The following is a 22371-nucleotide window of genomic DNA, read 5'->3' on the forward strand; positions in this document are numbered from 1 at the left end:
ACAGTAATCGTCTAAACTTAAGCCACTTTCAGGCTACGGCAGGTTAATTTATGGCAAGGCACATTATCGTTTCTGCTGCACTGTTATTGCTGGCATCAGTGTTATCTGCAGCCAACGCAAGCCAAACGCTTACTCTGGCGCCGGGGCAAGCCTCACCAAAAGCCAGCATCGGGCAGCTAAGCTGGCTGGCCGGGCATTGGCGCGGTGAGGCGCTGGGTGGCATTGTCGAGGAACACTGGGCGCCGCCATCAGCCGGTAGCATGGTCGGCTCTTTTAAGCTTATCGTGAAGGATAAGGTTAAATTTTATGAAATTGAGATCATCCGCGAAGTAGCAGACAGTTTAGTGCTGCAACTCAAGCACTTTCACCACGATTTAAAAGGCTGGGAAGAAAAACAGCAAACGGTCGACTTTGCCCTGGTAAAAATCGACGCCAATGCGGCCTACTTTGACGGCTTTACCATCCGTAAAATTTCCGACAATGAGATCCACATGTTTGTGGTGTTGGGGCGTGAACCAGAATTAAAAGAAGTTATTTTTAAGTACCAGCGAGTGCTGCCAGGATAATACGGCTGTTTGGACTAGTCCCAGCGTTTGCAGGCAGATTAATGCCAGATAATGTTATCAGCCGCTATTGATGACACTATCTTCACCTGGTTGGCTGCAACGGACAGTGACATATCGTCAATTAAGTCCTTAAATCCTGTGTGTGCCGCCAGGCTGTCGACGCCCACCCAGGCATTTTTTTGCGATTTTTTCGCGGCGTACAGGCAGATATCGGCGACATCAATAATCTGGTGCCAGCTAAGTACCGGGCTTTCACCGCGGCTGTCGGGAAAGCAGGCAAAGCCGATAGAGCAAGTCATATTGATGCTGGTATCGTCGTTGACGACAAAGTTATGTTGCTCAACGGTGCGGCGCAGCCGTTCAGCGTACACGGCGGCATTGTCACGGTTCATATGACGCATTACCACCAGAAACTCTTCACCGCCCCAGCGGATGGTGTAGTCGCTGGCGCGAAACACGTGTTTCATCAGTTCGCTAAACTGGATCAGCACTAAATCGCCTGCGGTATGGCCATAGTTGTCGTTGACCTGTTTAAAGTTATCCAGATCCAGCAGTAAAAACACAAAGTCCTGTTCTTTCAGATTCGCAGGAGTTGTCGCCAGATCTTCCGGCAACTTTTGCATTAAAAAACGCCGGTTGTGCAGCTGGGTTAACTGGTCGGTCAGGCTTTGCGTTTCCAACACCGCATAAGCGCGCTCTAGTTCCAGGTTTTTTGCCGCCAGCTCGCGGGTACGGTCTTTTACCTGCTGGCTCAGTTTTTTATTCAGCCGGGTTTGCAAACGGCGGCGGTAAAACATAAACAGCACACACAACAGCAGGGCGAGTAACGCCGCGCCGACATTGCGCTGAAAGTCAGCCTGATTGGCCACCTGATCACGCAGTGCCAGTTCTTGTTCATGCCGGATGGCCTGTACTTGTTGCTCGCTGGCTAAGGCTTCAATTTTGCGATCTTTTTGCAGTGATTCGTTTTTGGCACTTAAGGCCGCAAGCTTTTTGTCACTTTCTTCATTAAACACGGCATTATGCAATTCGCTGTAGCGGCGGTGGGCACTTAATGCCATCGCATAATCACCGGACTGTTGGTAAATATCGGCTTGCAGCTTATACAGATTGGCCAGGGTAGATTTATTCTCCAGCGCTGAGGCAATGTTTATCGCCTGCCCGATGTAATCAAGAGCCGTGCTTAAGTTGCCCTGGCCGAAATAAGCTTTTGCCAGGTTTTGCCGCGGCTTTACTGCAGTGGTTTTATCACCACTGCTATCGGCCAGCGCCAGTGCCTCAGTTGACAGTTCAATCACCCTGGCAAAATCAGCTTTGGCCAGATAATACTCGGCAGAGCTGTTCAGGCCCTGGGCAATTAAGTTTTTGTCATTTAGCCGCTTAGCAATCGCCAAACCGCGCGACAGGTTGGTCAGGGCAGCATCGTTTTCAGCCAGATCCTGTTGTATGGCGGCAATATTTAATAGTGCCAGTGCTTCACTGTGTACATCGTTTAATTCGACAGCTAAATCGAGCGACTCAAGGTAAATATCCAGCGCTTGTTTGATTTTACCGATGCGGTTGTAGGTCACGCCGATATTGTTCAGCAGCGCCTGCTGTGCGCCTTTATTACCGCGGGCTTTTTGTATCTCAAGCGCAGTCAGCATCACCTCAAGTGATTCTTCAAAGCGGGATTGATTGGCGTACACAATGCCGAGAATATTCAGCACCTTGCCGGTCAGCAATTGATTATTGGCTTGCTCAGCTTTGGGCTGAATGCGTTTAAGCAATTCAATCGCTTCGGCGTATTTGCCCATGTAGTAATAGATAATGGCAATCTCGTAATCGATTTGCATGGCGGCATCGGGCATATGGTGTTGCTGTGCCAATGCCGTGGCGCGGTGAAAATACTGCAAAGCGCCTTCGTAATCTGAGTGGATGCGGGTTATGACCCCCAGAATCTTCAGTGCCTGAATGTGCTGGTTATGCTCGGCCAGTTTTTCAGCGCCGGCAGCAAGCTTTTGCGCATTTTGCTGTGCAGCAGCTAACTGGCCCTGGCCTACCTGCAGGGTGGCTACAATTCGCAGTGCGTCAAGATAGCTGACGCTATCAGGGGCGGTTTCGTCCAGCCGGGCAATCAGCAGCATGGCCTGCTTTAAGGCGTAAGACGGATCTTGCTTTATATTGTCATCTACTAATTGTCGCAATATGGCAATTTGCCGCTCTGGCAGGGCTGTTTCAAACTCGGTTTCCAGTGCCTGTCGCGCTTGCAGCCTGGCATCGGCAAAAGCCGTGAATGAAACGCATAACAATAATAGGGTGAAAAGGCGCATGAACCACTCCGTTGTTTTCGCGCTATCAGGCCGAGAAGACTGCACAACAAGTCTATGCTAAGTGTTTATTCCGTTACTGCAAAGAGAACAAATTTATTCAATAGCATTTCGTTCTATATTTAGTGCCGGTTCAGTATCACTAAGCATAATAGCTGTTTAACCTGGTGGCGAATGGCAAAGCTGAATAAGCACTAACAGGCAGTTAGGGAGCGAATGACGGTAAAAACGCTTGTTTTTACCCAGCCCGCGTAAACGCGGCCCGCGCCGGCTCACACCTTATCCGGAGCAACCTGTGTTGCCCGGTGTCTACTGGGTCATCAACCTTTTTAACGTTAAGGTATGAATGTCTTTCTCGGTAGCAAAAGTGCTGTAAAGCAGCTGTTGCTGGTTGATATCGGATATTTCGGTGGAAGGCAGAGTCATAGTGGTTATTTTCTCTGCCTGCCCAGTCGTATAGGTATATAACCACACTTCAGCTTCAGCTGTTGCGGGCGAGGCTAACATTAAATACAGGCCGTTAGTTTTGGCGAAATGCCGGGCTATATACTGTGTGTCAGCAGTGGCAAACAACACGGTGCCGCTGGCAGTTTGCAGCTGAGTTTCCGTTATCACATAACGGGTATCGTTGTGGATCACTTGCGCCAGCTCACTGGCAATGACTGCTTGCTGCTCTGGCCGGTCTAATGAAAAACGGTACCAGCGATTAATGGGCTTCGCGCTTTGTCTGATCAGCAGTTCATCATTGTTATCCAGCCACTGTGTCGGCAGGCCGATAATCTGATCAAAATGTTCTGTCTGCGCTGTGCTCAGATCTACGATAACCAAGCGCTGGTTTCTGGCAAAGGCGAGTTTGGTATTGTCGGCTGACCACAGCGGTTGTGACAACGCCAGATGTTGCTGCGCATTGTCATACACCAGCTGCTCTTTACCGGTGGCGATATTAAGTACGAAGATTTGACTATGACCATATTTGTTCGAGACATAAGCCAGTTGCCTGTTGTCGTGTGAAAAACTTCCCCGCCAACTGTGTGCTGTACCGCTGGTAAGCGCAATGGGTGCCTGAGTGTTCAATGGCTGAAGGTAGATGTTTCCGCTGGCGGTGGCATGGGTATAACTGAGTGCCTTACCGTTTGCTGCCAAAGTGGGATAGTGCAAAAAGGCGTAGTTCTCAAAAGGCAGCTTGTGCAGTTTTTGCTGTGCATCAAGGGTAAACAGCGACTTGCCATCACTGAGTAAATAGCCGGCAAAAGACGGTTGGTAATCGATAAAGTACCAGTTCGCATCCAGCGTGGCGATGTCGCTGATTTCACCGCTGCTGACAATGAGCTGTTTTAGCTGTGAGCGTTGCTGGTCATCAAAGCCCAACAGCGTAATGGCCGATGGCGCTGGTGATGGTGCGATACGGTAGGGTGAGAACTGCTGGCTTGCCGATAACAGCAGATCTATCTGGCCACTGTTCAGGTTAGCCCGGTAAAGTTTTTGCGTATTGTGTTCGTTGGCTAAATAAAATACCCAAATGCCATCGCTGTAAAACGGACTGTTTATCCTGCCATTAGGTATGCCCAGATGGTCCTGATAAGCCAGCAGCTGGTAATCTGCCGACAGGGTTAAACTAAAAAACTGCAAATTATCGTCAGTGCGTGCTGCCAGTAACAAGCGTTGCTGTGAGTCTGCTGGTGCTGACGGCAGCCAGCTGAAAAAATCTATCCGGAAGTCAGTTTTATACAGTAGCCGTTGCTGCAGCCGGTCGGTTGATGTCAGCCACAATTCACTGGCGCCCGATGTTTTATCGGGGTGCGACAGGTACACAACAGCGCTATTGTCCGGCGTAAAACGGCTGAAAGTCTCTTGTTCGGCAGTTGCAGTAAGCGGTTGCAGTGATGTTACCTGCCAGGTCGGCGCTGGCGTCGAATTCAACAGCAACAAGGCGGCGCAAAATGCCAGCAGCAGTATTAACAGATAGCCGATACGCGTACCGGGAAAACGCATGCGCGGCCTGGACGACAGCGTGCTATGTAAAGTGGCCTCGCTGTAAAAAGTAGACCGACCGGTAGCAGTGGCTGCCGCTGTGGATTGTAAGACGTGAGTATTGTCAGCTGTTTCAGCAGCAGGCCCCGGCGCTAACGGGCTTAGCCTGGCATGTAAGGCATAGCCGCGTTTGGGATAGGTTTTAAATATTGTCTTGCTGTCGTCCGCAAATACCTTGCGTAGCTGGTTTACTGCACGGCGCACTGATACCGGGCTGTAAACCGACCTTGGCCACACCAGACTGAATAATTGCTCAGCACTTAGCACCTCGCCGGCACTGTTTACTAAGTGCAGTAACACCTGCATCACTTTGGGTTCAAGGCTTTGTACAGCCTGTGCCGTTTTCACCTCGCCACTGGCAGGATAAACCTCAAATTCATTTAACGAAAAGCCGTTTGACCAACTGTTTTTGGCGGAACCGGCCGTTACCGGTGATAAAGCGCTAAATTCCAATATATTGATATCCCTGATTATTATTGACCTTAACACTTTCCGAACAAAAAAAGCAGGCTTTGTTTATCGTCAAAGCAAGCTACTTGCAAAACACTGGCGGCGGTTATTTCACTGCGCCGGCTGTAACCGCTGCCGCTGTTGATATCGCCACCTAAATTGTCGTCTGAAGCCATTGCCAATCAACTTAGCCGGGGTGCCTGTTTATTATGATACGTTCACTGTTAAAATTTATACACCTGTTTGATATTTTTAAACTTTTTGTGGTCTTAGCACTGGGCTTTGCCGCTGAGGCTACCTACGCCACTACTGTTGACGGCACGGATGATAGCGCCCAGAGCAAAGCGGCGCAGTATCAAGCCGGCATGGACGCTGCAATCACTATGCTGTTAAGTAATGAGCCGCAAGCGGTAAGCCATTTTGTTGACAGCCAATTGCATAGCGACGTATTGCACAGCTTTGGCGGCGAGGGGCGCGAGCGTTATATCGGTTATCTCAGTGCGGAAAAACGATTTCATGGCACCTTTACTTTGCTGTCATTTCAGCCATTGACGCCACAGCAAGGCTACTATGAAGCCAAACTACGCTCGAACAATACTGAACTTGAATACACGCTAAGGCTGGGGTTTAGCGCCGAAGCACCGTTCAAAGTTAGTACCATTAGCCTTAATTACCGCACTGTTGTTACAGATAAAGCCTTAGCTAAACTAAGTCAGCAGCAAGTGGTCAGTGAGTTCGCCGGCTATATTGACCGGTTGGCCGGGCGCGGGCTGTTTTCCGGTACTGTGTTGTTGGCAGATCAACAGGGCGTATTGTTGCAAACGGCAAAGGGCATGGCCGACTTGCGCTATCAGGTGAAAAACTATACTGACACCAAATTCAATTTAGCTTCCATGAATAAAATGTTTACTGCAGTCAGCGTATTACAGTTGGTAGCAGAGAAAAAACTGGCACTGGATGACAAATTAACCAAGTACCTTGACCGCGAACTGTTCGCCGCCGGCGACTTTGACAACATCACCATAGCGCAACTACTGACACATACTGCCGGACTGGGTTGGCCAAATTACCCGGATATGTCGCAGAACAAATTAAGAAACGTAAATGATCACCGTCCTTTGCTGAAGCATTTACCGCTCAGCTCGCCACCAGGCAGCCGGTTTAGCTATAGCAATGAAGGCATGTTGCTACTGGGTATGGTAATAGAGGCTGTATCGGGTAAGAGTTATGACGACTATGTACAACAACACATTTACGCTAAAGCCGGCATGACGAACAGCGGCAACTTTGATATTGATGGCGTTACGCCCAATTTGGCGATGGGCTACTTTTATTCGCAGCAACTGCAAAGCATGCAAACCAACTGGTTTATTGCCGGTATTAAAGGCGGTCCGGCCGGTGGCGGTTACTCCACGATTAACGATTTATATCAGTTTGCCACAGCGCTTACCCAATACCAGTTAATTCCCAAAGACTTAACTGAGGCCGCCTATAGTGCCAAACCGGAATTGAACTCGGCCAACTACGGTTATGGGTTTTCTGTGCGGGCAAATCAAAATGGCCGCATCGTCGGCCACAGTGGTGACTTTATCGGTGTCAGTTCAGCCATGCGGATTTATTTGGATAAGGGTTATGTTCTGGTGGTGCTGTCTAATCGGGATTTTGCCAGTGAACCGGTCGTGGCGATGGCAGACAGCCTGCTGAGCCGTTTGTAACCGTTAAACCGCAAACTTGCCGAAACCGGCTTTGTTACTACACTTTTTATTTTAAATAAAAAAGATGCTGAATAATGATAAAAATGTTAACTGTATTGCTGCTGGTGGTTTGCTGCCAGCTTGCGGCTGCCGGCAAACCCGAGCTGTTACTGGCGCAAGTGTATAACGACACTATTGATGTTAAGCAGTATTGGATCAGCGAAAAGCTCGATGGTGTACGGGCTTACTGGGATGGTAAGCAGCTGATTTCACGCGGCGGCAAGGTTATTGCGGCGCCGGCCTGGTTTGTTGCCGGCTTTCCTCCGCGCCCGTTAGATGGCGAGCTGTGGTTGGGCCGCAACCAGTTTGCTGCTACGCTAAGTGTTGTTAGTAAGCAGCAGCCGGTGGACAGTGAATGGCAGCAAATTCGTTATTATCTGTTTGAATTGCCGGATGCAACGGGCAGTTTTACTGAACGCATTAGCGCGTTGCAGCACCTTATTGCCCGGCAAGACAGCCGCTATTTAATGCTGGTGCCGCAGTTTCGTCTTTCGGATAACGCAGCGCTGCTGGCCAAACTTAGTGAATTAGAGCAAGCCGGCGCTGAAGGCTTAATGCTGCATCATCAGGATGCGTTATATACAACCGGCAGAAGCGCCGATTTGCTCAAGCTAAAAACGTATCAGGACAGCGAGGCCGAGGTTATCGGCTACCGGCCGGGCAAAGGCAAATATCAGGGCATGGTGGGGGCACTGCTGGTCAAAACGCAGGACGGTAAAACCTTTGCCATTGGCAGCGGTTTAACCGATGCCTTGCGCCAAACCCCGCCGCCGCTTGGTGCCGTGGTAACTTACCGCTATAACGGTTTAACTGCACATGGATTACCGCGATTTGCCCGCTTTTTACGCTTACGGGAAGCGTTTTAACCAGACAGTTGCCGGGCTATGTTTACGCTAGCGACAAACGCAAGCGTTAAGGCCAGGAGCAAGGCATCAGTGCGCGGTGACGTCAGACATGACTTAAACAAGGAGCCGGCAAATATGAACAACTATAAACAGGTCATCGCGGCAGTCGTGCTGCTAATAAGCTTAAGTGCTAGTGCCAGCGGCACAGCAGATAGCGTAGCGCCGGCAGCTTACCGGCATGCCAGCGAGGATATTGGCACAGTGCGGCAGGTTTATGACGGCAAACTGTACCCGGATATCCAGGTAAATACCTTTCGTAATATCGACCGCTTATTCCCCAGCCGCACCGTAGCGCGTGGCCCAGTTATCAGTCAGTTGCCGCTTAGCCCGCAACCTTTAAAAGATTTTGCGTATAGCGTCGATGGCCAAACCTATGATTTATACGACGTGCTGTCGATGAACCGCGTCAGCGGCCTGCTGATTATAAAAAACGGCGCAATAGTGTTTGAACAGTACCTGCTTGGCAATGGCCCGGACACACGCTGGATGTCGATGTCAGTGGTGAAATCTATTACGGCAACCCTAATTGGTGCTGCGATACAGGATGGCTTAATCAACAGTATTGATGACCCTATTGTTAACTATCTGCCGCGCTTTAACGGCACCGCTTACGAGGGTGTAACGGTTAAACACCTGCTGCAAATGAGCTCCGGCGTTGCCTGGAATGAAACCTATACCGATCCGGCCTCCGACCGGCGCCGCATGCTGGAAGCCCAGTTAAGCCAGCAACCCGGTGCCATCTTAGACTTAATGGCGTCGTTACCACGCGCCGCAAAGCCTGGCACTCTATGGAACTACAGTACCGGCGAAACTCAGCTGGCAGGCGCCTTGGTGCGTGCCGCTACCGGTAAGCCTGTGGCGCAGTATTTGTCGGAAAAAATCTGGTCGAAGCTTGGCATGCAAGCCGATGCCAGCTGGTGGCTGCAATCACCGGATGGCCTGGAGATTGGTGGTAGCGGTTTGTCGGCAACTTTGCGCGATTACGCCCGGCTGGGCTTATTCTGGCTCAATGACGGCGTGATCCGCACCGGCGGTAAAACGCAGCGGGTTCTGCCACCGGGCTGGATGCAGGCCGCCAGTAGCCGTCAGCTGATCGGCGGTAAAACTGTCGACTACGGCTATATGCTGTGGCCGATGCACGGCAACAGCTACGCCGCCGAAGGCATTTTTGGCCAATATCTGTTTGTCGACCCGGACAAGCAGTTGGTGGTGGCGATGTGGAGCGCCCAGTCTAAACCACTGCATCGCGCCGGATTAAATGAATACGCCTTTTTACAAGCGCTGTCTGCGCATTTTCAGTAGGCGCGACGATAACGTCGCGCTATAACGGCCTGACCGGATAAACTGCTGCAGTTCAGTGCATTAAAATGTCCATGCCGGCCAGCCTAACGTCGCCGCAGCGCCTTGTATTAATTGGTGCGACAATTGTCGCAGTTAATGCTTGACGCTGCGCGACACTTGTCGCACTATCGGCGTTAAATATTGACCGCTGGTTACCGATTAATGCATCAGCTTACTGCGCCTGAACTGGAAATTCTTAAATTACTTTGGGAAAAACAACCGCTGACATCGCGCGAGCTGCACGATGAACTGGCGCCGTTGTTAGGCTGGGGCTACTCGTCTACCCGTAAAACACTGGAGCGCATGAGCGCTAAAGGCATAGTCGCCTGCGATAGCCTGGGCAATCAGAATTGTTACCGCGCGGTATTGGAAAAAATGCCGACACTGGCGGCCTACGCCCAGGATTTCGCCCGCCGGGTATTTGAAATTAACGGCCCCTTGCCGGTGGCGATGTTCGCTAACAGTAAGCTACTTAAACAGGATGAAATTGCTGATTTAGAACAGCTATTGCAGCAGCTTGCTGCGGCGCAGCCGGACAGGGATGTTTGACATGGCGCAGACAATAGTGCTGACACTGTTGCAATGCAGTGTCTGGAGTGCGCTGCTTTGGTGGTTGCTGCAACAGTTGCAGCGCAAGATCCCGGCGTTAACGCTTTGGCCCATGTTGTATTGGCTGATATTAGTGCTGGGTTTTCTGCCGTTGCTGCCAACGCCGGAATTTGCCACCGCCTGGCCGCTACCGTCCGTGCTGTTGCAGGATGCAGTGTTGTCGGTACACACACTGACCGCGCAACCGCAACATCCTGCTGTGACACCGGCGCTATTGAGCTGGCAGCTGCTCTGGCCGCTGACGCTGACAATCTTGCTACTGGTGAGCTTTTGGCAGTTACTAAAAGTTGCGCAGCAATGGCATCGTTTACAACGGTTGATCCAGCTGGCGCAGCCGCTACCACTGTCCGCCTTGTTGCACAAAAATCAGCGAGCAGGGCTGCCGGCAGGTTTTACAATACGGCAAACGCCACTGACGGTATCTCCCTTTATTGCCGGTGGCCGGCGTATGGTGCTGGTGGTACCGGCTTATATCTGGCAATTACCGCCAGAGCAGCGCGGATTATTAGTTAGTCATGAGCTGGTGCATTTAAAGCGGCGTGATCCGCAGCAATTGTTGTTGCTGCGGATCGTGGTAGCCTGCTGCTGGTTTATGCCATCACTACGTTATCTGGAGCGGGCGTTTAGCCACAGCACAGAACTGGCGGTTGACCGGGCTGTACTACAACAGCAACCCGGGCAGGCAGTGCTATATGGCCAGACGTTACTGCATAGTTTAAAGCTGAGCCAAAGTGCCCGCACGCCGGCCATGGCTGCCGGTTTTATTCAGGCAAACACCGATAAAGCCTTATACCCGCAGCGTTTAGCGGCGCTGTTTCAACAGGCTCCTGCTTTGTCTGCTACGGCTAAATCCGGTCTTGGCTTGCTGTTCGCAGGCTTAATGCTGCTGTCGCAGTTCAGTTGGGGGGCGCTTAGCGGGCCTGTAGCCGTAGCGCAGTGGCGGTTACCGGTTGTTAACGCCGGCGTCAGCTCATTTTTTGCCGAACGTCACCCGATCCGGCAACAGCGGCCGCATCAGGGCGTCGATTTTGCTGCCGCAAAAGGCGTGGTGGTTGTGGCTGGCGGTCAGGGCCGGGTATTAATTGCGGACGATAGCAGCCTGAACAGTCGCTACGGCAAAGTGGTATTAATTGAGCACGGTGCTGGCTATCAAACCTTGTATGCCCATCTTGATGCGTTTCATGTTAAACCTGGCCAGCTAGTGCGCGGCGGAGAGCCAATAGGCACTGTCGGCGACACCGGCCGGGTTACCGGGCCACACCTGCATTTTGAGATCTTACTTAACGGTGAGCAGCAAAACCCTGCGTTATACCTGCCGCTTGAATAGCGCTGAGCCGGGCCAACAAGCCCGGTTGCAACAGCCGCAATTACAACAATTTAGTTATGGAGTGCCGTGAAATGCACCAGGTTATTCGACAAGGCTTTGCAGCCCTTCCGCTTAAACACCGGCAAATGATGCTGCTAACAGCGTTGCTGGCGGGCATGCTGGCACTGTGGCCAGGCACGCCTAAGCCGTCACACTCTGTGCAGTTGCGCGACAGTCAGCTTTTGCAACATACCGTATTTTGGCGAAACGCCACGGCGTTACCGCTACCCCGGCTGGCCATACCATCGCCGTTGCTGCCCGCAGAGGACGACACCGTCAGCCGGGCAGAACCCGCCAGTTACACGGTGGCACCAGGCGACAGTTTAAGCAGCATTTTCGCCCGCCATGGCTTTAGCCAGCAGCAAATGCGCCAGATCATGGCCGCGGATCAATCCTTGCTGGCGCTGGATATTTTGCGCCCGGGCTACCAGCTGACCTTTGTGCTCGACACTGAGCAGCAATTACAGCAAATGCAGTTGTATATTCATGCTGGTAACCGGGTGATTTATCAGCGCGATGAAAATGGCGAGTTCAGCTATCAGGAATTATTAGACGAAGGTGAGTGGCAAAGTTCGACGCTGGACGGCAGCATTAACGGCAGTTTTTATCAATCGGCCCGCCAGGCCGGGCTGACCGAGGCGGATATTCTGACGGTGCAGCAGCTGTTCCGCCAGCGCATTAATTTTTCCCGCGACATCCGCGCAGGAGACCGTTTTGAAGTGGTTCGCAGTGACAACTTTGTTGGCGCTGAGGCTACCGGTCAAAGCCGGATTGACGGTGTGCGTTTATTTAACCGCCGCCAGCAGCACAGTGCGTTTTTACATGATAACGGCCAGTATTATGCTGCCAACGGTGACAGCCTGGAGCGCAGTTTTATGCGTATACCGCTGGCACAACAATATCGTATTACCGATGCGTTTAACCCGCGCCGTTTGCACCCGGTAACCGGCAAAGTACGGCCACACAACGGTACCGATTTTGCCACGCCAATTGGCACACCGGTGCTGGCTGCGGCAGAGGGCACCGTGCTGCGGGTAGAAAAACATCCCTTTGCCGGCCGCTATATCGAAATTCAGCATCAGGGCCAGTATAAAAGCCGCTACTTACACTTAAACAAAGCGCTGGTGCGGCCAGGGCAGCGCGTTAGCAAAGGCCAGCGCATTGCGTTATCCGGCGCCAGTGGCCGGGTAACCGGCGCTCATCTGCACTATGAACTGCATATCAATAACCGGCCGGTAAACCCGATGACGGCGGCGATCCCGCTGGCAGAACCCATACCACCGCAAAGCCGCCGGGCCTTTTTGCAGCGGGTTAATTTTATGCTGGCACAGATGGAGCAGCAAACTCAGCCAGTATTGCAAGCGCCCTAACGCAGCCAATTGCAGCCTGACTTGCTGTTAATCCTTTATTAGCCACCGCCTTATGGCTAAGGGGGTAAACCGGCAGGTACTATGATGCTGGCGTAGCGCTTGTTGTTAAGTGCTGGCTTTGCCATAATGCGCACGTTTTAACCCTTTCGGAAGTGAGGACGACCTCACCGCTCCATTTCATCCGGGGACGGCCCCTTAACTGAAATGGAGTGTGTTATGTCCTGGTTTTTATTGTTTATTGCCGGCGTGTTAGAAGCGGGCTGGTTAATTGGCATCGAAAAGTCGGCTGCTTTTAGCAAAATTCCCTACGTATTGTTCGCGGTGGCCTGTATGACAGCCAGCCTGATATTATTTGGTTTATCACTTAAAGCTATACCGGCGCCTACCGCCTATCTGGTATGGCTGGCAGTAGGTGTGCTGTCTATTACGCTGATTAATCATTACTTTTTTAACCAGCTTATCACGCTAAAGCAGCTTGGCTGCTTTGCCTTGATTATTGCCGGGGTAGTGGGGCTAAAGCTAAGCCATTAGCTCAGGCCTGCCAGCGATGTTCGGCTGGCACGATGTTATGGTGCCAGCAGCTGAGCTTGCTCTTTGTTTTTAAACAGCAGGGCTTTAATTTTCGAAAAAGGCGTTAACACCAGTGCATTGCCGGCCAATACCAGCGCGAAGCCGGCAAAGGTGTAGCCGGTCCAGACAAAATCTTCAAACAAGGTGCTTAGCACTACCGCCACCAGTGGAAACAACACTATGGTGTAGCTGGCTTTTTCCGGCCCCATGCCTTTTAGCAGGGCAAAGTAGGTAGCAAAAGCGATAACCGAGCCAAATACCGCTAAGTAAAGCAGCGAAATGATAAAAGCCGGTGAGCTGCTAAAGGTAAACGTTTTACCACTGATCGCCACTAACAGTGTCAGGCCAATGGCGGCGTATAGCATGCCCCAGGCATTAACCTGCGTGATTGGCAAACCAGCACGGGAGTTACGCACGCTGGCCATATTACCCAGCGAGGCACTCAGTGCGCTGCTTAGCACCAGTACCAGGCCAATTAAACTGGCGTTGGTAAAATTAAGGCCGTCGATATCGGGATAAAACAGTACAACGATGCCGGCAATGCCCATTAGAGCACCAAAATAAATGCGTTTAGCCACCGGCTTACCAAAAAACAGCCGGGTATTAACAATGTTCATCAGCAACATAGTGGTAAAGGCAATGGCCGTCATGGCGGAGGTTAAATATTGCTGCGCCTGATAAATTAAAATGTAATTCAGGGCAAAATTAAACAGCGCCAGCAAAGCAATAAAGCCATGATCTTTAACGCTAAAGCGCATTGGTAACCGGCGCCACAGGCAATACAGCCACATTAGCAGGGCCGACAGGGCAAAGCGGTACGCCAGCGATACTTCTACGGCTACTTCGCCCAGCTGAAACTCAATGGCGAACCAGGTAGAACCCCAGATTAAAACAGTAACCAGATACAGCAGAATATTTTGCATAGCGCGCCCGGACGGACAGTGTCAGAAGATGGCGATCATACCGGAGCCGCGCCGGCTGATACAATGCAGCGGCGATATTTTTTACAGTGTCTGACGAAACCGTGCGACATCGGCTTTTGGTGGCGCGCCAAACAGCCTGCTGTATTCGCGGCTGAATTGTGACGGGCTTTCGTAACCCACTTTGTAGCTGGCGGTAGCGGCTTCAACACCCTCGTACAACATAATGCGGCGGGCTTCGTTTAGCCGCAGCTGTTTCTGAAACTGCAATGGCGACATTGAGGTCACCGCTTTAAAACTCTGAAACAGCGACGATTCGCTCATATGTGCTACGTCGGCCAGATCTTTAATCCGCAGCGGCTGATTATAACGCTGGCGCAAGGTGTCTATAACCTTGCCAATACGGCTGGCCTGGCTGTCGAGCAGGGTAAACTCACGTAAATGGCCACCGACCCGGCTTAGCAACAGCCGGTATAACAGTTCACGTTTAAGCAGCGGAAACATCACGTCTATATCCTGCGGTTGTTGTAACAGCTGCAAAATTCGTTGAAATACCGACAGTAACACCAGATCTGCATCGGCAATGCTGATGCCGCGCGCGGGTACCGGTTGGCGCGGTATTTTATCACCTAAATCAATTACTAATTCGGTCAGTTCGCGCAGATCCAAATTCAGGCTCAGGCCAATATAGGGCTCGTTACTGCTGGCATGCACTATTTTACCGCTAACGGGCAACATCACCGGCACTAACAGAAACTGTAGCGTGCTGTAGTGCAATAATTCTTCACCCAGCAGCAGTTGTTTACTGCCTTGCAACAGCAGGCACAGCGTCGGTTCATAAATGGTTGGGGTGGCCGAGGTGGGGGCGTCACTGCGAAACAGCCGCAAGCCAGGTACGCAACTTTCGTGAACGCCAGTGCTGGTTAAGGTAGCAAGCAGCGGTTGCAGCATCTGTTGGCGTAGTGCTTCGCGTGAGTCTTGTTGAGGAGCGGCGTGCCGCTCCTGATGCTGAACCGTGCTGTGTGTCATGCTGGCCTCTTTGCAGTAGACCCGTAGTATAGGTCGCGCTGCCGAAGCCTGACTAGTTGTAACGCCGGCTTTTGCAGGATCAGGCAATAACTGTGTAGTTTAAGGCAGTGCCTCCCGCGTTCAGGCGCGCGGGAAGGCCTGTAATGTCATTTCGGCGACCTGGCGCAGCTGTTCGCAACTGGCACCATTATTGGCCTGAATGGCCATACCCTGCAGCACCGTACCTAAATAGCGTGCTAAGGTTTCGGCATCGGCAGTGGCAGGCAGATCGCCTTCGGCTTTCGCCCGTTCAAAGCGATTGCGCATCTTTTGCTCACCTTCTAAGCGGCGGTTTATCAGCGCTTCTTTTACGGTGGCGGCGGCTTCACTGCAGGACAGCGCGCCCTGGATCACAACACAACCCTGCGGATGGTTGCTGTCGGCCATGTTCATTGCGGCGCCAAATAGCATGTGTTCGGCCACTTCATAGGCCGTGGGCTTTTCCAGCGCGGGCAAAAAGAACGAGCAGGGCCGGCTTTCATATAACTCTATGGCTTTTAAAAATAACTGCTCTTTGTTACCAAAGGCGGCATATAAACTGGGTTTATTAATGCCCATGGCATCGGTTAGATCAGACAAAGAGGTGCCGTCATAACCCTTACGCCAGAATACCTCCAGCGCTTTACCCAGAGCGGTATCCATATCAAAGGCACGTGGCCTGCCGACAGTTGGCGCGCAACTTACTACTGGCATGGTTCAACTCCTGCATTAAAACTTGCTGATATAGTAAACAGCAAAAGACCCCTTGTCTAGTAAGGGTTATTTACCGTCAAGTACATAAATCTGACCGCTGACGCTGGCTAATCCGGCTAACCGATTGCTCTGGTTCAGTAAATTACCGCCTGGCCACAGTAACGGAGTTTCAGGCAAGAATGCAGCGGGATCCGGCATTAAGCCCGCTCGCGTAGCGCCGTACAATGCCGCCATTGCCCGACCGCAGCCACTGTGACGCTAAGGCAGCTATAACACGGCAAAATTACGGTATAGGTCTTAGAACAAAGTCATCTTAGTTAGAATTTAATTAATTTACCGACCGGTACATAAATCGGTTGACAGTTTTCTGCTGATCTATATATTTACCGAGCGGTACAGAATTGGCAAGAGATTATTGCAGCGCTTGAGCTGCCAGGTACAAAAATGTGGAGCAGAACGTCATGAACAGAACTAACACGGTAAAAACTTTTATGTTGGCCAGCATCGCAGCCCTGGTGCTGACGGCTTGCGGCAACCCGCAAGCGTCAGATCAAGCGCAAACGCCCGCTGCACCTGCAGTAAGTGTGGCGCAGGTTGTTCATGAACGGGTGACAGAATGGGATGAATTTACCGGCCGCTTGCAAGCGCCGCAAACCGTTAATCTGGTGCCGCGGGTGTCTGGCTATGTTGAGCAGGTGCACTTTAGCGAAGGGGCCTTGGTGAAAAAAGGCGACTTATTGGTACAAATAGATCCCAGGCCTTTTGCTGCTGACGTTGCCAGGTTAAAAGCCGAATTGCAAAGTGCGCAAAGTGCAGCTGTGCAAGCCGACAACGAATACAACCGGGCAGAAAAACTCAGCAGTGCCCGCGCAATTTCAGCTGAACTGCTGGACAGCCGCTTAGCCCGCAAACAGCAAACCGCCGCTACCGTTGCGGCGGTGCAGGCCGCACTGCAGCGCGCCGAACTGGATTTAAGCTATACCCGCATCAGTGCGCCGATAAGCGGCCGGGTGTCGTATGCCCAGGTTACCGCCGGTAATTTTGTTACTGCCGGCCAGAGCCAGCTAACCAGCCTGGTATCGACCGACAAAATGTACGCCTACTTCGATGTTGACGAGCAAAGCTACCTGAAATACGCCCGCCTGAGCGAGGCTGGTAAGCGTGCCGACACCCGCGACGCAGCCGCCAACCCGGTCTATATGGCATTGGCTGACGACAGTGGTTACCCCTATGTTGGCAGTGTCGACTTTGTTGATAACCGCATTGATGCGCAAACCGGCACTATCCGTATTCGCGCCAGTTTTTCCAACGATGACAATAGCCTGTTACCGGGCTTATTTGCCCGCATCAGGTTAGTTGGCAGCGACTCGTATCAGGGGATTTTAATTGACGAAAAAGCCATCGGCACCGACTTAAACAACAAGTTTGTGCTGCTGGTAAATGCCAGTAACCAGCTGGAATATCGCGCTATAACCCTGGGTGAAAAGGTCAACGGCTTACGTATTGTGACCGACGGCCTGAACGCCAGCGACAAAATAGTGGTGAATGGCCTGCAGCGGGTGCGTCCCAATATGCAGATTGAACCCAAACTGGTAGAGATGGCCAGCAATGAACAGCTGGTGCAGCTGCGCAATGCGCAACAATTGCTGGATAACAGCAGCAGCGCGCTGACAGCTGAAGCTGACAGTAGCCAGCAGACAAGCGCCGGCAACGCGGCCGGCCGCGGTTAAGGAGTAACAGATGTTTTCGCAATTTTTTATTAAGCGGCCAATCTTTGCTGCAGTGATTTCGCTGCTGTTTTTTATCACCGGTGCTATAGCGGTGTGGCAGTTGCCGATCACGGAATACCCAGAGGTGGTGCCACCGACAGTGGTAGTAACCGCTAACTATCCTGGTGCTAACCCTAAGGTGATCGCCGAAACGGTGGCGTCGCCGCTGGAGCAGGAAATTAACGGCGTCGAAGACATGTTGTATATGTCTTCGCAGGCCACCTCTGATGGCCGTATGACCTTAACGGTAACTTTTGCTATCGGTACTGACGTCGACTTAGCGCAAACTCAGGTACAAAGCCGGGTTGAGCGCGCCAAACCGCGGCTGCCGCAGGAAGTACAGCGCTTAGGTGTGGTGACCGAGAAATCGTCACCGGATTTAACCATGGTGGTGCACTTAACCTCGCCGGACGAGCGCTATGACATGCTGTATTTGTCTAACTATGCTGCGCTGAATGTGAAAGACGAACTGGCGCGTATTGAAGGCGTAGGCTCAGTGCAGCTGTTTGGTGCCGGCGATTACAGCATGCGCATCTGGCTGGACCCGAACAAAGTGTCAGCATTGGGCTTGTCGCCGGCACAAATTACTGCGGCCATTCGTGAGCAAAACCAGCAGGCGGCGGCCGGTAGCCTGGGTGCACAGCCAAGTGGTGAGGCTGATTTTCAGCTGCTTATTAACGTAAAAGGCCGCCTGGCAGCGGTGGAAGAGTTTGAAGATATTATTATCAAAGTGGGGGCTAACGGCGAAATCAGCCGGTTAAAAGATGTGGCCCGGGTTGAACTGGGTGCTTCTACCTATGCGCTACGCTCCTTGCTGGATAATAAAGAAGCGGTCGCTATTCCTATTTTTCAGGCGTCCGGCTCTAATGCTATCCAAATTTCTGACGATGTACGTGCCAAAATGGCTGAGCTGGCTAAAGGTTTTCCTGATGGCCTGACTTACGACATCGTGTACGACCCAACAGTATTTGTGCGCGGCTCTATCGAAGCGGTAGTAAAAACCCTGCTCGAAGCGGTGTTGCTGGTGGTATTGGTGGTGGTGCTGTTTTTACAAACCTGGCGCGCCTCTATTATTCCGCTGGTGGCTGTGCCGGTATCCTTAGTGGGCACCTTTGCCTTTATGCAGCTGCTGGGCTTTTCATTAAACGCCTTGTCGTTATTCGGTCTGGTACTGGCCATTGGTATCGTAGTGGATGACGCCATAGTCGTAGTAGAAAACGTTGAGCGTAATATCAGCGAAGGTTTGTCGCCCATTGCCGCCACCCAAAAAGCAATGAAAGAAGTTACCGGGCCTATTGTTGCCACTACGCTGGTATTGGCGGCGGTATTTATTCCTACTGCCTTTATGTCGGGCTTAACCGGGCAGTTTTATAAGCAGTTTGCCTTAACCATTACTATTTCTACCTTTATCTCGGCGATTAACTCGTTAACCTTAAGCCCGGCGCTGTCGGCCTTACTGTTAAAAGGCCATGGCGAGAAAAAAGACGCGCTTACCCGTGCTATGGACAAGCTGTTTGGCGGCTGGCTGTTTGGCCCCTTTAACCGCTTTTTTGCCCGCTTATCGCGTGGTTACGGTTATCTGGTACAAAAGGTTATCCGCTTTGGCGCTATAGTCGGTGTTATGTATATCGCGCTGGTCGGCTTAACCGGCCTGCAGTTTGCTACCACCCCAACCGGTTATGTACCGGGGCAGGATAAACAGTATCTGGTGGCGTTTGCCCAGCTGCCTGATGCGGCGTCGCTGGAGCGTACCGAAGCTGTCATTAAAGAGATGTCACGTATTGCGCTGGAACAACCCGGTGTGGCTAACTCTGTTGCTTTCCCAGGTTTAAGCATTAACGGTTTTACCAATAGCCCGAACAGCGGCATTGTATTTACGCCTCTGACCGATTTTAGCGAACGTACTGATCCGTCAATGTCGGCCGGCGCTATCGCTGCGGCGCTAAACCAAAAGTTCGCCGGTATTGAAGATGCCTTTATCGCGATATTCCCCCCGCCACCAGTGCAGGGGCTGGGCACTATCGGTGGTTTCCGGCTGCAAATTCAGGACCGCGCTAACCACGGTTACGACGAGCTGTATAACGTCACCATGCAGGTGATGATGAAAGCCTGGCAAACGCCTGAGCTGGCCGGCATTTTCTCCAGCTATCAGGTGAATGTGCCACAGCTGGATCTGGATATCGACCGCACCAAAGCCAAACAGCAGGGCGTGGCTATGGATGAAGTATTCCAGACACTGCAGGCTTATATGGGCTCGGTGTATGTCAACGACTTTAACCAGTTTGGCCGCACTTATCAGGTCAATATGCAGGCCGATCAGCAGTTCCGCCAGACACCAGAGCAAATTGGCCAGTTAAAGGTGCGTAATAACCAGGGTGAAATGATCCCGCTGGGTTCCTTTATCAATGTCAGCAATACCGCAGGGCCGGATCGGGTAATGCACTACAACGGCTTTACCACCGCCGAAATTAACGGTGGCCCGGCACCGGGTTACAGCACCGGTGAAGCGCAGGCGGCGATTGAAAAAATCCTCGCTGAAACGCTGCCCAACGGCATGACCTACGAGTGGACCGAGCTGACTTACCAGCAAATTCTGGCCGGTAACGCTGGCATGTTTATCTACCCGCTGGTGATCTTGCTGGTGTTTATGGTGCTGGCGGCGCAGTACGAAAGCCTGAGCTTACCGCTGGCAATAGTATTGATTATTCCGATGACGCTGTTATCGGCGCTAAGCGGCGTACTGCTGTACGGTGGCGACAATAATATCTTCACCCAGATAGGCTTAATCGTGCTGGTGGGCCTGGCAACGAAGAATGCCATCTTAATTGTCGAGTTTGCCAAAGAGCTGCAAGATCACGGCATGACCGCAATGGAAGCGATACTGGAAGCCGGCCGCTTACGCTTAAGGCCCATCCTGATGACGTCTATCGCCTTTATTATGGGTGTGGTGCCAATGGTGTTTTCTTCCGGTGCCGGTGCTGAAATGCGCCAGGCGATGGGGGTGGCAGTTTTTGCCGGCATGATTGGCGTAACGGTATTCGGTTTAATTTTAACGCCGCTGTTTTACTACATGCTGGCCAAACGTGGCGAAGGCAAAGCCAGGCAAGCAGCAATAGCGCCTGCTGTTGCAACAACCATGAATTCTGCGGAGGCCACTCATGCGTAATACAATGAAACTGTCGGCTATCGCCATACTGGTGGCAGCATTAAGCGCCTGTGCCGTCGGGCCGGATTATCAGGCGCCGGTTAAGGTGGCAGATATCAGTATCGACGCGCCATACCAGCAGGCCGAACTGGCGCAAAGCTGGTGGCAGGCTTTTGACGATGCGGCGCTAAACCGGCTGATTACACGGGCACTGCAGGAAAACCGCAGCCTGGTGCAGGCCCGCGCCAATGTCGAGCGGGCTTATGCGGTGTTTCGTGATGCCAATAACGATCTGTTACCCAAAGGCACGTTAAATACCGGCTATCAGGCCGGTGAAAACGGCACAGTGTCAGCAGCCGATGACGGTGTCATCAGCCGCGGTTACAGCACCGGTGCCAGTTTAAGCTGGGATCTGGATCTGTTTGGTAAAATCCGCCGTGCCACCGAGGCAGCCCAGGCGCAGGCCGAGCAGGCCGATATACTGTGGCACGACGCCCAGGTGCAGCTTATCAGCCAGGTTGCCACCAGCTATGGTGAGTACCGGGGCGCGCAGCTGCGCCTGGTGGTGGCAGAGCAAAACCTGCAAAACCTTACCCAAAGCCGCGCTATAGTGCTGGCACGGTTAGAAGCCGGCATGGCTTCAGAGCTGGAGCTGGCGCAAATAGAGGCGCAGTTGCATCAGGTACAAGCAATGGTGCCGGCGTACCGGGTGGCGCTGCTAACCGCTGATGCCACCTTGTCGGCCTTACTGGCGCAGCATCCCGGCCAGTTAAAGCTCGGCGCCGTGCCGCATTTGCCCGAGCTAAAGCAGCCGGTGGCGATGGTTGAGGGGGCAAATTACCTGCGTTACCGCGCCGATGTTGCAAGTTCAGAACGCGCACTGGCCGCCAGTACAGCGCAAATTGGCGTAGCAACGGCTGATCTATACCCCAACCTGTCGGTGCGCGGCTTTTTAGGCTTTATCTCCGGCCCGGGCCTGGCGCTTAACGGCGATACCCAAAGCTGGTCGGTGGCACCAACGCTAAGCTGGCAAGCCGCCGATCTGGGCTCGGTAAAAGCCCGTATCCGCCAGGCACAGGCCAGCAGCCAAATAGCGCTGGCGCAGTTTGAGCAGCAGGTGTTTAACGCCATTAACGAAATGCAGTTATCGCTGCAAAGCTACAACCTCAGCCGCGAGCAGCAGCTAAGCACCGAACTGCAATGGCAGGCCAGTAACAAGGCCGTGCAAATTGCCCGCGATCGCTATAACGCCGGTACAGGTGAGTTTTTAGACTTGCTCGACGCCGAGCGCGAGCTACTGCGCGCCCGCGATCAGCTAGCCCAACTGCAACAGCAAAGCTTTAGCCGTTTGGTCGGTATTTACCGCAGCTTTGGTGGTGGGATACAGTTGATTTAACATTGGGTTGCAATGAAAAAAGCCGGGCTTGCCCTAATGCCGATCAGATAAGAATTTTTCAGATCAGTTGACCGATCCAGAGGCTGGTATATAAAGGCCTACAGAATAA

The 22371-nt window shown here is 52.2% G+C and carries 16 protein-coding genes; 11 read left to right on the forward strand and 5 right to left on the reverse strand.

All coding sequences use genetic code 11. The features are described from left to right. The first annotated feature begins 50 nt into the window (after positions 1–50). Positions 51–566 carry a DUF6265 family protein gene (locus tag MN202_RS19435; protein ID WP_335737805.1) on the forward strand — a complete coding sequence of 172 codons (516 nt, stop codon included), beginning with the start codon at positions 51–53 and terminating at the stop codon, positions 564–566. A gap of 38 nt (positions 567–604) precedes the next feature. On the opposite strand, the gene MN202_RS19440 is transcribed toward MN202_RS19435, so the two are convergent. Continuing rightward, on the reverse strand, positions 605–2878 hold the full coding sequence (locus MN202_RS19440; RefSeq protein WP_335737806.1) for a tetratricopeptide repeat-containing diguanylate cyclase: 2274 nt from the start codon (positions 2876–2878) through the stop codon (positions 605–607). A 306-nt stretch (positions 2879–3184) separates the two neighbouring features. Beyond that, entirely contained in the window at positions 3185–5359 is a 2175-nt protein-coding gene (locus MN202_RS19445; protein WP_335737807.1) for a winged helix-turn-helix domain-containing protein, read from the reverse strand. Between the two features lie 206 nt (positions 5360–5565). On the opposite strand from MN202_RS19445, the gene MN202_RS19450 reads away from it, so the two are divergent. The 7 genes from MN202_RS19450 to MN202_RS19480 all read left to right on the forward strand — a co-directional run bounded on the left by MN202_RS19450 (position 5566) and on the right by MN202_RS19480 (position 13232). Next, complete coding sequence (locus tag MN202_RS19450) at positions 5566–7071, forward strand: serine hydrolase domain-containing protein (protein WP_335737808.1); 1506 nt, start codon at positions 5566–5568, stop codon at positions 7069–7071. A 74-nt stretch (positions 7072–7145) separates the two neighbouring features. Beyond that, a complete protein-coding gene (locus MN202_RS19455) occupies positions 7146–7976 on the forward strand; it encodes a DNA ligase (protein ID WP_335737809.1) in 831 nt (276 codons plus the stop codon). Positions 7977–8090: 114 nt separating this feature from the next. After that, the gene (locus MN202_RS19460; RefSeq protein WP_335737810.1) at positions 8091–9317 is read left to right on the forward strand and encodes a serine hydrolase domain-containing protein; all 1227 of its coding nucleotides are present in this window, start codon (positions 8091–8093) and stop codon (positions 9315–9317) included. Between the two features lie 201 nt (positions 9318–9518). Continuing rightward, positions 9519–9905 carry a BlaI/MecI/CopY family transcriptional regulator gene (locus MN202_RS19465; protein ID WP_335737811.1) on the forward strand — a complete coding sequence of 129 codons (387 nt, stop codon included), beginning with the start codon at positions 9519–9521 and terminating at the stop codon, positions 9903–9905. A gap of 1 nt (position 9906) precedes the next feature. Beyond that, positions 9907–11292, forward strand: coding sequence for a M23/M56 family metallopeptidase (locus MN202_RS19470; RefSeq protein WP_335737812.1), 1386 nt, complete (start codon positions 9907–9909; stop codon positions 11290–11292). A 71-nt stretch (positions 11293–11363) separates the two neighbouring features. After that, entirely contained in the window at positions 11364–12701 is a 1338-nt protein-coding gene (locus MN202_RS19475; protein WP_335737813.1) for a peptidoglycan DD-metalloendopeptidase family protein, read from the forward strand. Between the two features lie 216 nt (positions 12702–12917). Further along, positions 12918–13232: a DMT family transporter gene (locus MN202_RS19480; RefSeq protein ID WP_335737814.1), complete on the forward strand. Its 315-nt coding sequence runs from the start codon at positions 12918–12920 to the stop codon at positions 13230–13232. A gap of 35 nt (positions 13233–13267) precedes the next feature. Here MN202_RS19480 and MN202_RS19485 read toward each other — a convergent pair whose 3' ends face one another. From MN202_RS19485 to MN202_RS19495, 3 genes are all read right to left on the reverse strand, one after another. Beyond that, positions 13268–14194, reverse strand: coding sequence for a DMT family transporter (locus MN202_RS19485; RefSeq protein WP_335737815.1), 927 nt, complete (start codon positions 14192–14194; stop codon positions 13268–13270). Positions 14195–14275: 81 nt separating this feature from the next. Further along, positions 14276–15220 (reverse strand): AraC family transcriptional regulator, encoded by a 945-nt coding sequence (locus MN202_RS19490; protein WP_335737816.1) that lies wholly within the window; start codon positions 15218–15220, stop codon positions 14276–14278. A gap of 120 nt (positions 15221–15340) precedes the next feature. After that, entirely contained in the window at positions 15341–15952 is a 612-nt protein-coding gene (locus tag MN202_RS19495; RefSeq protein WP_335737817.1) for a TetR/AcrR family transcriptional regulator, read from the reverse strand. Positions 15953–16413: 461 nt separating this feature from the next. Here MN202_RS19495 and MN202_RS19500 point away from each other — a divergent pair, with 461 nt between their 5' ends. Genes MN202_RS19500 through MN202_RS19510 form a run of 3 tightly spaced genes read left to right on the forward strand, consistent with a single transcriptional unit; the run spans position 16414 to position 22262 of the window. Then, positions 16414–17682 (forward strand): efflux RND transporter periplasmic adaptor subunit, encoded by a 1269-nt coding sequence (locus MN202_RS19500; protein ID WP_335737818.1) that lies wholly within the window; start codon positions 16414–16416, stop codon positions 17680–17682. Between the two features lie 10 nt (positions 17683–17692). Continuing rightward, positions 17693–20887: an efflux RND transporter permease subunit gene (locus MN202_RS19505; RefSeq protein ID WP_335737819.1), complete on the forward strand. Its 3195-nt coding sequence runs from the start codon at positions 17693–17695 to the stop codon at positions 20885–20887. After that, positions 20880–22262, forward strand: coding sequence for a TolC family protein (locus MN202_RS19510; protein WP_335737820.1), 1383 nt, complete (start codon positions 20880–20882; stop codon positions 22260–22262). The genes MN202_RS19505 and MN202_RS19510 overlap by 8 nt, the downstream gene beginning before the upstream one ends. The last annotated feature ends 109 nt before the right edge of the window (positions 22263–22371 follow it).

This window comes from Rheinheimera muenzenbergensis (assembly GCF_036984005.1).
Classification (GTDB): Bacteria; Pseudomonadota; Gammaproteobacteria; order Enterobacterales; family Alteromonadaceae; genus Alishewanella; species Alishewanella muenzenbergensis.